The following is a 14000-nucleotide window of genomic DNA, read 5'->3' on the forward strand; positions in this document are numbered from 1 at the left end:
TCAATCTCAGGTCAGGAATGCGGTCATCACGAAATCGAGCGCCAACACGGCGATCGAGGAGAACACGACCGTGCGTGTGGTCGCGTAGGCCACGCCCTCGCTGGTCGGCGGCGTGGTGTAGCCCTGGAACACGGCGATCAGGGCGACCACGGCGCCGAACGCCGCGCTCTTCCAGACGCCATTGACGACGTCGGTCCAGACGTCGACGTTCGTGGTCATGTTCGACCAGAACGTACCGTTGTCGAGGCCGAGCCAGGTCACGCAGACGACGTGCGCGCCGAGAATCGCCAGCGCGTTGAAGACGCAGACCAGCAGCGGCATCGCGACGATGCCGGCGAGGAAGCGCGGCGTCGCCACGTAGGCGAGCGGGTCGACCGCCATCATTTCCATCGCGGCGAGCTGGTCGGTCGCGCGCATCAGGCCGATCTCGGCCGTGATCGAGGTGCCGGCGCGGCCGGCGAACAGCAGCGCGGTCACCACCGGCCCGAGCTCGCGATACAACGCCAGCGCGACCACGGTGCCGCTCATCGCCGCGCTGCCGAAGCGCGACAGCACGTCGTACAGCTGCAGGCCGAGCACCATGCCGACGAACAGGCCGCAGGTCATGATGATGACCAGGCTCATCGCGCCGACGAACCAGACCTGCCGGATCGTCTCCTTGATGTGGCGCAGGCTCTTCGGGATCGCGCCGATCAGCTGGAACAGGAACAGGCCGCAGGCGCCGACCTGCGCCAGCGCGTCGCCGATGCGCGACGGACGGGGACGCGTCGCGCTCATCGCGCCCGCTCCGTCCGCCCGGACGGCGGGAATCCGAGATCGGCCGCGTAGTCGCGCGCCGGATACTGGAACGGCACCGGGCCGTCCGCTTCGCCGCCGAAGAACTGCCGGGTCCAGTCCGATTCGCCGCGCGCCAGCTCGGCCGGCGTGCCTTGCGCGGCGACCTTGCCGCCGGCGATCAGGTAGACGTGGTCGGCGGCGCGGCCGACCGCGGCGAACTCGTGCGCGACCAGGATGCTGGTGATGCCGAGCGTGTCGTTGAGCGTGCGGATCAATTTCAGGATCTGGTTCAGCGCGATCGGATCGAGGCCGACGAACGGCTCGTCGTAGAGGATCAGCATCGGATCACGCACGATCGCGCGCGCCAGCGCCACGCGCCGCGCCATGCCGCCGGACAGCTCGCTCGGCATCAGCTCGGCGGCGCCGCGCAGGCCGACCGCCTGCAGCTTGGTCAGCACGATGTTGCGCAGGATTTCTTCCGGCAGCTTCAGGTGCTGACGCAGCGGAAAGGCGACGTTCTCGAACACCGTGAAATCGGTCAGCAGGGCCGAGTTCTGGAACAGATAGCCGATCTTCTCGCGCAGATCGAACAGCTCGCCGCGCGCCAGCGTGGGCACGTTGTGGCCGTCGACGCGGATCTCGCCGGCGTCCGGCATCAGCTGGCCGGTGATGTGGCGGAGCAAGGTCGTCTTGCCGGTGCCGCTCGGCCCCATGATCGCGGTGATCTTGCCGCGTGGGACGTCGAGGTCGAGCCGGTCGAAGATCGTCTTGCCGTTCAGCTCCGTGCTGAGGCCGCGCACCTGGACGAGGGCGTCGGTCCGTTCTGGGGCGTTGGCTGCGCTCACTCGTGCTCGATCCGTGATGAGGAAGGGCGCGCGAACCGCGCGGCGGGGCTACCTTAGCCGATGCGGACGTTCCGCCGCCAGACGCGACGCACGTGTCGGCTCGTTCGCTTCGTCCCGGCTTCGCACGCTCGGCTCCGCCGCACGGCCCTGTGTAATTCACCTGCGGAGGATTCGATCGCGGCCGTCCTCGGCCGCTTTTTTCCGTTCACGATTTCAGCAGGTCGCCGATCAGCACGGCGTGCCGCGACAGCTGGGCGGATCGGCGCAGACGCTGGCAGGCGACGATCGCGCGCAGGTCGGCCAGCGCATCGGCGAACTGGTCGTTGACGACGATGAAATCGAAGTCGCCGGCGTGCGCGATCTCCTCGCGCGAATCGCCGAGTCGGCGCGCGATCGTCTCGGCGCTGTCGGACGCACGCGCGCGCAACCGGCGTTCGAGCTCCGCGCGCGACGGCGGCAGGATGAACACGCTGACGCTGTCCGGGCACGCCGCGCGCACCTGGCGCGCGCCCTGCCAGTCGATCTCGAGCAGCACGTCGTTGCCGGCCGCCAGCAGCGGCTCGACGGCGTTGCGCGCCGTGCCCTTCAGGTCGCCATGCACGTTCGCGTACTCGTAGAACATCCCGGCCGCGGCCATGCGCTCGAACACCTCGCGCGAGACGAAGTGGTAGTGCTTGCCGTCGATCTCGCCCGGCCGCGGCAGACGCGAGGTGTAGGACACCGACAGACTGATGCCCGGCTCGCGCTCGAGCAAGGCGTTGACCAGGCTGGTCTTGCCCGAGCCGGAGGGCGCCGCGACGATGTAGAGGGTTCCGCTCATGCGCCGACCTACGCGTCGGCCGCGCAGTCGCGGCGGTATCGGCGTGAGCTGCGTGGAAACGACTCGGGGAACCCAGCGAGGATGCGAGAGGCGGAATTCATCCGCCAATGGTATCAGCACCTTCGCGATCGCCGCCGCGAACGCACCGGCGAATCTGGCATCCTATGCGCAGATCGCCGCCGCGGCGCCAGCGCAGTCATCCGTCCATCGCGGCGGCCGGCGTTCGCATGCCGCATTCGCCGAGCATGTGACGCAGGAAATGCCCGCCTATCGTTTCGACCGTCACGATCTGGTTACCGAGTCGCGCCGCCTGACGCGCGACGGACTCGATCTCGCCGTCGGCCTGCGCGTGTTCGACGTCATCGCCTACCTGGTCGAACACCGCCGGCGCGCCGTCGGCCGCGACGAGCTCATCGCCGCCGTGTGGGGACGTTCCGACGCCGGCGAGGCGCTGCTGGCGCAAGCCGTGCTGAAGGCGCGGCGCGCGTTCGGCGACGACGGCAGCGTGCAGCATTACATCCGCACCATTCCGCGATTCGGCTATCAGTGGGTCGCCGATACCGAGGAGTGCGCGACGATCGTCGGCATGCCGCCGCCGCCCGCCGTCGCGATGCGCGAACGCGCGGAAGCGCCGCCGCCGAGCGATGCCGACGAGGACATCGCCGCGCCGCCGTCGGCGTCCGCGACACAGGCAATACGGCCCGCACCGCGCCGGCGTCGCGTCGCCGTCGCGATCGGAACCTTGCTGCTGGTCGCGTTCGCCGTCGCGGCGCAACGGTTCCTCGGCCGGCACCGGCAGCCCGATGCCGCCGCAACGACCGCGGGACTGATCCTGGTCCTGCCGACGCAGGTCCAGGGCGACGTCGCCGAAGATGGATGGATGCGCCTCGGCGTGATGTCGCTGAACGCGCAGGCGCTGGCCGACGTTCCGGGCCACGCCGTCGTGCCCGACGAGACCGCGCTCGCCGCCGTCGCGCACGCGCCCGCGAGCGACATGGCGCAATTGCTCCGGGAAACCGGCGCCAGCGTCGTCGTCGCCACCGAGGCGGTTCGTTCCGGCGATGCCTGGCTGCTGCACGCGACCGTGCGCGACGCCGGCGGCAATTCGCAGATCGTCAGCGCCAGCGCCGCCGATCCGATCGCCGCCGCCGGCGCGCTGGCGCGGGATCTGCGCGAACTGTTCGCTCCCGGCGCGCCCGCGAACGAGCACGACGCGCCGTCGCCGCAGGTGCTCGCCCTCAGCGCCCGCATGAAGGCCGCCACCCTGGAAGGCCAGAACGGCCGCGCGCTGGCGCTGGCCGATCGCGCCGATCCGAGCGTCGCGGCGGCGCCGGAGGTCGCCTTGTTGCGTACCGAGGCGCTGATCCAGCTCGGCCGCGCCGACGAGGCCGCCGCTGCGCTGCGCACTCTGATCGACGGTGCGGTGACGACACCGACGCCGCGCTGGTTGCCCGAAGCATGGACGGCGCTCGGCGACTGCGAGCTGGCCGCCGGCCGCCCGGACCTGGCCGAGACGGATTTCCGGCGCAGCCTGACCCTGCTGCGCGCTCACGACGACCGACGCGTCAGCGGCCTCGCCTGGCGTGGCCTCGGCATCGCCCAGGCCGTGCGCAACGACCTCGACGGCGCCGAAACGAGCTACCTCAACGCGCGGCTGGCCCTGGCGCCGATCGGCGATCGCCTGGTGCTCGCCCGCGTCGTCGACGGACTCGGCTACGTCGCCGCGCAGCGCGGCCGTCTCGCCGATGCGCTGCTGCGCTACGAACAGGCCGCCGCGATTGCGGCGGCGATCGGCTCGAACGAGACCGAGCTCGGCTCGCGCCTGAACATCGCGCAATCGCACGAGTACCTGCTGCAGCACGCGCTCGCGCTGGAAAATCTGCGCGCACTGCTGCCGCGCCTGCGTCGGCTCGATTACCCGGCGTTGCACCGCTTCGGCATCGTCGCCTACGTCACCGTGCTGGTCGAGACGGGCGCACTCGAGGAGGCACGCAGCGAGCTTGCGCGTCTGGCCGCCGAATCGGCGTCGGACGCGAACTACGACGCCGTGGTCGACGTCCGCCTGGACCAGGCGCGCAGCCTGCTCGCGCTCGGCGACGCGCCCGCGGCGATCCGCCTTGCCGGCTCGATCCGCGCCGGACTCGAGTCGCGCAGCTCCGCCGACTTGCGCCTGGAAACGGCGGCGGTCCTGCTGTCGGCACTGGCGGGACAGGACCGGAACGCAGCCCGCGCGCTCGCGGACGACGCGGCGATCTGGCTCCCGGCGAACGCGCTGGTGCCGGCGCGCGTGCACGCGCTCGCCGCGCAGGCGCAATGGCAGGCCAGCCAGGAACGGGCGGCGCGCGCCGACGAGCTGTACTCGCAGGCGCTGTCGCTCGCCCGCGACTTCGGCGCGCCGATCGTGCTGCGCGACGCGGCCGTCCCGTTCGCCCGGTTCCAGCTCGCGCAGGGCCGGATCGACGCCGCCGCCGAGACCGCCCGTCCGCTCGGGCCTCACGCGGACGAGGATTTCACCAGCGCCTTGACGCTGGCCCGCGTCGCCGCCGCTCGCCGCGACAGCGTGCTGGCGCGCTCGTATTTCACGCGCGCACGCCAGCTGGCCGGCCAGCGCTGGTCGGCGACGCTCGAGGGCGAGGCGTCCGCGGCCAGCGATGCGGAAGAGGCGAAAATCCCTGTTTCTACAAATGGATAAACGTGGCGCAATAAAACGCTAATGCTCGACTAATGGCCATTGCGGCAGTGCCGCCGCATGCTCGCCGCACCGAACGGCCGTGCCGACGGCCTTCCTTTGGAGGCAGCATGCGATTCACGTGGTTCGAACCGGCGACGGCGACATCCGATCCCGACCACCGGCCGGCGCGCATCGCCGGCCTGGCCTTGTCCCTCCTCGCCGGCCTCGCGGCGACTGGCCAACCGGCCGCGGGACGACCGCTGCAAGGCATCGACCTCCGCGTCACGCTCGGCACCGACGTATCCGAAGGCGCCTGCGGCAGCGACACCCGGATCGAAGCGACCCGGCTCGACCTGGTCAATTTCTGCTACCGCGTCACCAACCAGTCCGATGTCGCGCTGAACTACCAGAGCCTCGACGACGACGTCGCCGGTTCGATCCTCAGCGCGGTCCCGGTCACCCTCGCCCCCGGCGCGAGCCACCAGTTCAACCGCATCGTCACCGCCCGGCAATCGCAGTCGCCGGTGTCGACCTGGAACGCCTACGACGTGCATCCGGGCTACGCCTACGGCGACGGCACGCTGGATCCGGACGCGATCTTCCACGACGGCTTCGATGCGAGCGGGGCGTCGGGCCGCTACGACTTCGTCGACATCACCGCCACCGGCACGCCGCTGAACCTGGAATTCGACGACCACGCCGTGCCGGCGGACATCGGTTTCCCCTTCACGTTCTACGGACTGACCGCCGACCAGATCATGATCGGCTACAACGGCGGCCTGTTGTTCGACCTGGAGTCGGTGTTCTTCACGCAGGAGAACACGCCGCTGCCCAGCACGGCCATCGGCCCGGCGATCCTGCCGTACTGGACGGACATCTATTACCAGCAGCCCGAGGACGGCAACATCTACTACGCGACGCTCGGCACCGCGCCGAACCGGCGCTTCGTGGTGGAGTGGTTCAACCTGCCGGTCATGATCGGCGGCATTCAACAAGACAGCGCGACCTTCGAAGCCGTGCTGTACGAAGGCAGCGACCAGATCCTGTTCCAGTACGCCGATACCAGCGTCGGCGATCCGCAGCGCGACGACGGCATCACCGCCACGATCGGCCTGAACGCGCCGGACGGCGTTCCCGCGGCGCTGCAGTATTCCTACAAGCAGGCATCGGTCAGTGCCGGCAAGGCGATCCTGTTCTCGCCGACGACACCGGTCGCCCTCACGGCAAGCGAGCAGGTCGAAGTCGCCGTCGGCGTGCCGCAGATCGTCGTGACGCCGGGCCAGTTCGACGTCAGTGCGGCGGCCGGGGCGTCGACCAGCGGCACGCTGACGATCGGCAACATCGGCGACCGTCCGCTGACCTGGAACCTCGGCTCCATCGCCTCGAACGCGCACTTCCCGCGAGTCCCGCGCATCACGCGCCCGTTCGGCGACCCGGCGTCGAGCAGCGCGCTGCCGGCGCCGCGCTCGCATCGCCTCTCTGCCCCGGCGACCGACGCCCGGGCCGAACCGCTACCGCTGGCGGCTCCGGTCGCCGCGTTCGGAATCGACCTCGACTCCGCTTCGCTGGTGGGACTGGATGCCGCCAACCCGACCGATCTGACGCCGGTGGCGAGCGTCGGCGACCTGATCCTGACCGCCGGCGCCTTCGTCGACGAAAACTTCGGCAAGCTCTATGCGCTCGACTACTACACCACGCACCTGTTGACGATCGACACCGCCAGCGGCGCCATCGACCTCGTCGGCACCGCGGCCCTGCTGGGTGGCTCCGGCATCAGCTGGAGCGGGCTCGCCTGGGACCCGACCAGCGCCACGTTGTACGCGATCGCCTACCAGCAGGGACGCGACGGCACGCAGTCGTTCCTCTACACGATCGATCCGCTGACCGCGACGCCGACCCTGGTCGGAGCGATCGGCGGCATCGGAATACCCGGGCCCGGCCAGGGCACCGGCGCGCTGGTCTCCGGCCTCGCCGTCGACGCCGACGGTCTGATGTACGGCATCGACATCCTCGCCGACGACTTCGTCGCGATCGACAAGAGCAGCGGCGCCGCCGCCGTGATCGGCTCGCTCGGTTTCGACGCGAACTACGCCCAGGGCCTGGACTTCGACGACTACACCGCCACGCTCTACTACTCGGCGTTCGACGCCAGCACGGGCCAGGCGGAGATGTACACGATCGACACCGCGAGCGGCGCGCTGACCGAGGTCGCCCCCATCGGCACCAGCCCGAGCGAGACCCAATTGGCGGCATTCGCGATCGCGCGCCTCGGCGGCGTCTGCGCGTATCCCGATCCGGTGCCGTGGCTGAGCTTCAGCGCGACGCGCGGCTCCACCGCCGCCGGCGACAGCACGCCGGTCGGCGTCACCTTCGATGCGTCGAGTCTCGACGCGGGCATCTATCGCAGCCACCTCTGCGTGACGAACAACGACGCGACCCAGCGGCGCGTCGCGGTCCCGGTCACGTTCACGGTGAACTGAAAAACATCAGCCGGCCGCCGCGGCACCAAGCTGCGGCGGCTTCGGTTCCGGGATCACTCCAAATTCTGGATTTGCTCGCGCATCTGCTCGATCAGAACCTTCAACTCGACCGCGGCCTTGGTCGTGCGCGGGTCGGCGGCCTTGGAGCCGAGCGTGTTCGCCTCGCGGTTGAACTCCTGCATCAGGAAGTCGAGGCGGCGACCGACGGCTTCCTTCAGCCCGAAGATGCGGCGCGCCTCGGCGACGTGCGCGGTCAGGCGGTCGAGCTCTTCGTCGACGTCGATGCGCTGCAACTGCAGCACGACTTCCTGCTCGATGCGGCCCGGATCGAGCGGCTGCTTCAGTTCGGCCAGGCGCGCGTCGAAACGCGCGCGCAGGGCCGTGCGCACCTCGGGCAGATGCGCGCGCACCTCGGCGACGAGACGCTCGATGCCGTCGAGACGCTCGCGCAGGAAACCGCCGAGACGCTCACCCTCGCGCTCGCGCGCGGCGACCATGTCGTCCAGCGCCGCGTCGAGCACGGCCAGCGCCGCCTCGCGCAGCGATTCCAGATCGGTATCGCGATCGAGCAGCACGCCCGGCCAGGCCAGCAGCGAGGTGAACTCGACGCGCATCTCCGGAAATTTCGCGCCCAACGCGTGCGCAGCCTCGGCCAGGCGCGCGACGCGATCCTGGTCGATCGCGATCGTCGACGCGTCGGCAGCCGCCGGCTTCCAGCGCAGCCCGAGATCGACCTTGCCGCGCGCGAGGCGGGTCGCGACGCGCTCGCGCACGATCGGCTCGAGCGAACGCAGTTCGTCCGGCAGGCGCAGGCCGAGTTCCAGATAGCGGTGATTGACCGAGCGCAGCTCGATCGCCAGCGTGCCGTGACCGCTGTCGGACTCGGCGCTGGCAAAGGCGGTCATGCTGCGCAACATCGGCGTATCCCGGAACGAAAGGGGCGCAATGGTAAACTGCGCGGCTTCGATCCCCAAACACGCACCCTCCATGAGCCTCGCCCGCCCCTCCGGCCGCCGCGCCGATCAACTGCGCCCGGTCAGCATCGAACGCCACTACACGCGCCACGCCGAAGGTTCGGTGCTGGTCTCCTTCGGCGACACGCGCGTGCTGTGCACCGCCAGCATCGAGGAGAAGGTGCCGCCGTTCCTGCGCGGCAAGGGCGAAGGCTGGGTCACGGCCGAGTACGGCATGCTGCCGCGCGCGACCGGCCAGCGCACGCAGCGTGAAGCGGCGCGCGGCGGCCAGGGCGGCCGCACGATGGAAATCCAGCGCCTGATCGGCCGCGCGCTGCGCGCCTGCGTCGATCGCCACGCGCTCGGCGAGCGCACGATCACGCTCGACTGCGACGTGCTGCAGGCCGACGGCGGCACGCGCACCGCGGCGATCACCGGCGCCTACGTCGCGCTGGTCGACGCGATCGGCTGGCTGAAGTCGCGCAACGCGATCAAGCGCGATCCGGTGTTCGGCGCGGTCGCCGCGGTCTCGGTCGGCATCTACCAGGGCACGCCGGTGCTCGACCTCGACTACGCGGAAGACTCCGCCTGCGATACCGACATGAACGTCGTCATGAACGACGGTGGCGGTTTCATCGAGGTGCAGGGCACGGCCGAAGGCCATGCGTTCCGCCGCGAGGAACTCGACGCGCTGCTCGCTCTCGCCTCGGCCGGCGTCACCGAGCTGTGCGCGAAACAACGCGAGGCGCTGGCGAAGTGAGCCGTCGCATCGCGTACATCGCGCTGCTGGTGCACGACTACGACGAGGCGATCGCGTGGTTCGCGAATGCGCTCGACTTCGTGCTGATCGAAGACAGCGACCTCGGCGGCGGCAAGCGCTGGGTGCGCGTCGCGCCGAGCGCCGACGCGGCGTTCCAGCTGCTGCTGGCGCGCGCGACCACGCCCGAGCAGCAAGCCGCGGTCGGACGCCAGCACGGCGGCCGCGTCGGCTTCTTCCTGCACACCGACGACTTCGCGCGCGACCATGCGCGCCTCGCCGCCGCCGGCGCACGCATGGACGCCGCGCCGCGCCACGAGGCCTACGGCACGGTGATCGTGTTCGAGGATCTCCACGGCAACCGCTGGGATCTGATCGGACCGCCGCAATGAAGCTCGTCCTCGCCAGCGGCAACCACGGCAAGCTGGCCGAGATGCGCGAAGTCCTCGCCGGACTCGACGTCCAGCTCGTCGCGCAAGGCGAACTCGGCGTCGACGACGCCGAGGAGACCGGCACGACCTTCGTCGAGAACGCTCTGCTGAAGGCGCGTCATGCGGCGCGGATGACCGGCCTGCCGGCGCTCGGCGACGATTCGGGCATCTGCGTCGACGCGCTCGACGGCGCGCCGGGACTGTATTCGGCACGCTACGCCGGTCGCCACGGCGACAGCGGCGCGAACATCGCCAAGCTGATCGAGGCATTGCGCGGCGTCGACGAACCGCAGCGCACGGCGCACTTCCATTGCACGATCGCGCTGCTCCGGAGCGCCGACGATCCCGCGCCGCTGATCGCCGAAGGCCGCTGGTACGGCCGCATCCTCGACGCGCCGCGCGGCGGGAACGGGTTCGGCTACGATCCGGTCTTCTTCGATCCCGTGCTCGGGCTCGGCGCCGCCGAGCTCGATGCGCAGACGAAGAATCGCCTCAGCCATCGCGGCCAGGCGCTCGCGCAATTGAAATCCCTTCTCGAACGCCTCACCTGAGGCCGGCGGCCGCTCGCCGCAGCCCGACGACCATGTCACTCCTCGCCCCGCCGCTTTCGCTCTACGTCCACATCCCGTGGTGCGTGAAGAAGTGCCCGTACTGCGATTTCAACTCGCATGCGCAAGGCGGCGCGCTGCCGGTCGAGGATTACGTCGACGCGTTGCTGGCCGATCTCGATCGCGATCTGCAGACCCACTCGGACGCGCTCGAGCGGCGTCCGCTGCACAGCGTGTTCTTCGGCGGCGGCACACCGAGCCTGTTCGCACCGGAAGCGATCGCGCGCATCCTCGACGGCGTCGCCGCGCGGATCGCGCTGCCGTCCGGCACGGAGATCACGCTCGAAACCAACCCGGGCACGGTCGAGCACGGCCGCTTCGACGGCTATCTGCGCGCCGGCGTCAACCGCGTCAGCTTCGGCGTGCAGAGCTTCGACGACGACAAGCTGCGCCGCCTCGGCCGCATCCACTCGGCGGGCGAGGCGGCGCGTGCCGTCGCGGAGGCGCAGGATGCGGGTGTCGAGAACATCAACCTCGACCTGATGTACGCGCTGCCGCAGCAGACGCCGGACGGTGCGATCGCCGACGTCGAGCGCGCGATCGCACTGCGACCGGCGCACATCTCGCACTACCAGCTCACCTTGGAGCCGAACACGCTGTTCGCGGCGAAGCCGCCGCCGCTGCCCGACGAGGACAGCGCCTGGGACATGCAGGAAGCCTGTCAGGCGCGCCTCGCCGAAGCCGGCTACGCGCAATACGAGGTCTCCGCGTATGCGCGCGACGGGCGCCGTTGCGCGCACAACGTCAACTACTGGCAGTTCGGCGACTACCTCGGTATCGGCGCCGGCGCGCACGGCAAGCTCAGCCGCGCAACCGACGGCGCGATCGTGCGCACCACGAAAGTGAAGCTCCCGCGCAGCTATCTCGAGCGGGCCGCGCGCCACGAGGCGTTCGGCGGCGTCGCCCCCGTCGCGCCGGCGGATCGGCCGTTCGAGTTCATGCTGAACGCGTTGCGGCTGAACGACGGCGTCGAGGCGGTACTGTTCGAGCGACGCAGCGGCGTCGCGCCGGAGCGCATCGCCGAGCCGCTTGCGCAGGCGCGAGCGCGCGGCTGGCTGGTCGACGACGCGACTCGCCTGCAACCGAGCGCGGACGGCCGCCGCTTCCTCAACGATCTGATCGAACTGTTCCTGCGAGACGACGCATGATCGAGACCATCGCCATCGACTGCCCCTACTGCGGCGAGCGCTTCACGACCACGGCGGACGTCTCCGCCGGTTCGCAGAGCTACGTCGAGGACTGCGCGATCTGCTGCCGGCCGATCGAGATCGCGCTGCGGGTGGACGAGAACGGCGAATTGACCGGCATCGACACGCGCACCGATCGCGACTGACGCTTTCCCGCACGGCCATCGCGGCTCGCGAACCGGGCGCCCGCGGCTACCTTTCCGCCGAGCCCGCCTTCAATTGAAGCCGCCCCTGCGCTCGACTACACTGCGCGCCGCCGCAGGTGCCCTGCCCGCGTCATTGCGCCCAGGGTGAAACGGGAAGTGAGTGCGAAGCTCACGCTGCCCCCGCAACGGTAAGCGAGTCCGGCTCGATCGAATGCCACTGTCGCATCCGCGACGGGAAGGCGATCGGGCCGATGCGCCGGAGCGATCTTCGCAAGATCGCCTCCGCCGCATCGCTCGCAAGCCCGGAGACCGGCCTGAGGCTTTCGTCGTTCGCGACCGCGGCCGTGCGCCCCGCCGTGAAGACGATCAGCTCCAGGCGTTGCGGCGGGCAACGGACGGGCACGGGCGTCCGTCGCCCTGCGCCTTCCTCCTTCCGACCCTGGCCCGCGGGTGTGCGACAGGAGGATTCACCGTGCTTCAACGTTCCATGCTTTTTCTGGCGCTGTCCGGCGCCCTGTGCGCGAACGCGCGCGCGGACGACGAACAATTGCAGCCGACCGTACAGGTGACCGCCTCGCGCGTCGCCGAAACCGTCGACTCGACTCTGGCCGACGTCAGCGTGATCACGCGCGAGGACATCGACGCCAGCGTCGCGCGCGATGCGATCGACCTGCTGCGCCTGCAAGCCGGCGTCGACCTCTACCGCACCGGCGGCGCCGGCCAGCAGACCTCGCTGTTCCTGCGCGGCACCAACTCGAACCAGGTGCTGGTGCTGATCGACGGCGTGCGCGTGTCCTCGCAGAACACCGGCGCCTTCGCTTTCGAGCAACTGCCGCTGGACACCGTCGAGCGCATCGAGATCGTGCGCGGTCCGCGCGCGAGCTACTGGGGTTCCGACGCGATCGGCGGCGTGATCCAGATCTTCACGCGCAAGCTGGACGGCCCGCGCGTCGCGCTCGGCTACGGCAGCTACCGCGACGCCGACGGTAGCGCCGGCTTCGGCCACTGGGACGGCGCCAATGGCTACAGCGTGCAGGTCGGCGCGCGTCACGTCGGCGGCTTCTCGGTCACCAATCGCCGCATCTGCAATGGGCCGGACGATCCGTACTGCATCTTCAACCCGGACGACGACGGCTACCGCAACACGAATTTCGCCGGCCGCGCCGCGCACCAGTTCGGCAGCCAGGTGCTGTCGGCCTCGCTGTACCGCAGCCAAGGCCAGACGCAGTTCGATCAGGGCTACTCGGACGTCATCGAGCAGTCCGGCGGCATCAACCTCGAAGGCGCGCTCGGCGAGAACTGGAACCATCGCCTCGCCTTCGGCAATTCGCGCGAGGACCTCGACACGCCGGCGTTCACGACGCTGTATCACACGCGCCGCAACAGCCTGCTGTGGCAGAACGAGTTCCGCCTCGGCGAGCAGCAGCGCCTGATCGCCGGCATCGACTTCGTGCGCGAGAAGGGCGAGACGATCGACACCTTCAGCCACACCCGGACCTACGGGCGCGAGCGCGACAACCGCGCCGTGTTCGCCGGCTGGCGCGGCGACTTCGGCGCGCTCGACAGCGAGCTTTCGCTGCGTCGCGACGACAACGACGACTTCGGCGGCGCGACCACCGGCTCGCTCGCCCTGGGCTGGCGCTTCAGTCCGCTGCTGCGCGTGTACGCCAACGTCGGCCGCGGCTTCCGCGCGCCGACCATGAACGAGCTGTACCACCCGGGCTACGGCGGCTGGTTTGCCGGCAACCCCGATCTCGATGCGGAACGCTCGCGCAGCACCGAACTCGGCGTGGAGTTCACGCCGGACGCGAACCAGCGCATCAAGGCGAACCTGTACACCACCCGCGTCAAGGACCTGATCAGCTTCACCGGTCCGCAGAGCCGCGCCGAGAACATCGCCAAGGCGGACATCGACGGCGCCGAGATCGAGTATCAGCTGAAACTCGACGCCTGGTCGCTGCGCGCGAACTACACCTGGATGGACGCACGCAACGGCGACACCGACCAGCAGTTGCTGCGCCGGCCGAAGCAGAAGTTCACCGGCGTGGTCGAGCGCTCCTTCGGCGAGCGCTGGCGCGCCGGCGCTGAGCTGGTCTACGCCGGCCGCCGCCACGATACCTTCGGCGGCAACACGATCGACCTGTCCTCCTATGCGATCGTCAACCTGCGCGCGGGCCTCACGCTGAACCGCGACTGGAGCCTCGCCGCGCGCGTCGAGAACCTGACCGATCGCGATTACGAGCTGGTGCGCGGCTACAACACCGCCGGACGCTCGGGCTTCCTGGAAGTGATCTGGCAGCCTCGCCCGTGATGTGACGTGAGGTG

The 14000-nt window shown here is 70.0% G+C and carries 12 protein-coding genes and 1 riboswitch; of the genes, 8 read left to right on the forward strand and 4 right to left on the reverse strand.

Features of this window, described 5'->3' with window-relative positions; genetic code table 11:
• Positions 1-6: 6 nt before the first annotated feature.
• The 3 genes from mlaE to gmk all read right to left on the reverse strand — a co-directional run bounded on the left by mlaE (position 7) and on the right by gmk (position 2442).
• Positions 7-777, reverse strand: coding sequence for a lipid asymmetry maintenance ABC transporter permease subunit MlaE (gene mlaE / locus J7520_RS15420; RefSeq protein WP_291189968.1), 771 nt, complete (start codon positions 775-777; stop codon positions 7-9).
• A complete protein-coding gene (locus J7520_RS15425) occupies positions 774-1622 on the reverse strand; it encodes an ABC transporter ATP-binding protein (RefSeq protein WP_291189971.1) in 849 nt (282 codons plus the stop codon). Before J7520_RS15425 ends, mlaE begins: the two co-directional genes overlap by 4 nt.
• A gap of 205 nt (positions 1623-1827) precedes the next feature.
• Positions 1828-2442, reverse strand: coding sequence for a guanylate kinase (gene gmk / locus J7520_RS15430; RefSeq protein WP_291189974.1), 615 nt, complete (start codon positions 2440-2442; stop codon positions 1828-1830).
• Between the two features lie 259 nt (positions 2443-2701).
• Here gmk and J7520_RS15435 point away from each other — a divergent pair, with 259 nt between their 5' ends.
• Positions 2702-5134, forward strand: coding sequence for a winged helix-turn-helix domain-containing protein (locus tag J7520_RS15435; protein WP_291189977.1), 2433 nt, complete (start codon positions 2702-2704; stop codon positions 5132-5134).
• Positions 5135-5241: 107 nt separating this feature from the next.
• Positions 5242-7593: a hypothetical protein gene (locus J7520_RS15440; RefSeq protein ID WP_291189980.1), complete on the forward strand. Its 2352-nt coding sequence runs from the start codon at positions 5242-5244 to the stop codon at positions 7591-7593.
• Between the two features lie 53 nt (positions 7594-7646).
• Here the strand turns inward: J7520_RS15440 and J7520_RS15445 are convergent, their stop codons facing one another.
• Positions 7647-8510 (reverse strand): YicC/YloC family endoribonuclease, encoded by an 864-nt coding sequence (locus tag J7520_RS15445; RefSeq protein ID WP_291189982.1) that lies wholly within the window; start codon positions 8508-8510, stop codon positions 7647-7649.
• 70 nt (positions 8511-8580) lie between these two features.
• Between J7520_RS15445 and rph the strand changes: the two genes are divergently transcribed.
• From rph to J7520_RS15475, 6 genes are all read left to right on the forward strand, one after another.
• A complete protein-coding gene (gene rph / locus J7520_RS15450) occupies positions 8581-9306 on the forward strand; it encodes a ribonuclease PH (RefSeq protein ID WP_291189985.1) in 726 nt (241 codons plus the stop codon).
• Complete coding sequence (locus J7520_RS15455; RefSeq protein ID WP_291189987.1) at positions 9303-9695, forward strand: VOC family protein; 393 nt, start codon at positions 9303-9305, stop codon at positions 9693-9695. The genes rph and J7520_RS15455 overlap by 4 nt, the downstream gene beginning before the upstream one ends.
• A complete protein-coding gene (rdgB, locus tag J7520_RS15460) occupies positions 9692-10285 on the forward strand; it encodes an RdgB/HAM1 family non-canonical purine NTP pyrophosphatase (RefSeq protein ID WP_291189991.1) in 594 nt (197 codons plus the stop codon). Before J7520_RS15455 ends, rdgB begins: the two co-directional genes overlap by 4 nt.
• A 32-nt stretch (positions 10286-10317) precedes the next feature.
• Positions 10318-11490, forward strand: a complete 1173-nt coding sequence (gene hemW, locus J7520_RS15465) for a radical SAM family heme chaperone HemW (protein WP_291189993.1) — start codon at positions 10318-10320, stop codon at positions 11488-11490.
• Complete coding sequence (locus tag J7520_RS15470) at positions 11487-11675, forward strand: CPXCG motif-containing cysteine-rich protein (RefSeq protein WP_291189996.1); 189 nt, start codon at positions 11487-11489, stop codon at positions 11673-11675. The genes hemW and J7520_RS15470 overlap by 4 nt, the downstream gene beginning before the upstream one ends.
• A gap of 97 nt (positions 11676-11772) precedes the next feature.
• Positions 11773-12008: riboswitch (cobalamin riboswitch) on the forward strand.
• A gap of 139 nt (positions 12009-12147) precedes the next feature.
• Positions 12148-13986 carry a TonB-dependent receptor gene (locus tag J7520_RS15475; RefSeq protein WP_291189999.1) on the forward strand — a complete coding sequence of 613 codons (1839 nt, stop codon included), beginning with the start codon at positions 12148-12150 and terminating at the stop codon, positions 13984-13986.
• The last annotated feature ends 14 nt before the right edge of the window (positions 13987-14000 follow it).

The sequence above is a fragment of the Dokdonella sp. genome (genome assembly GCF_017744955.1).
Lineage (GTDB): Bacteria > Pseudomonadota > Gammaproteobacteria > Xanthomonadales > Rhodanobacteraceae > Dokdonella_A.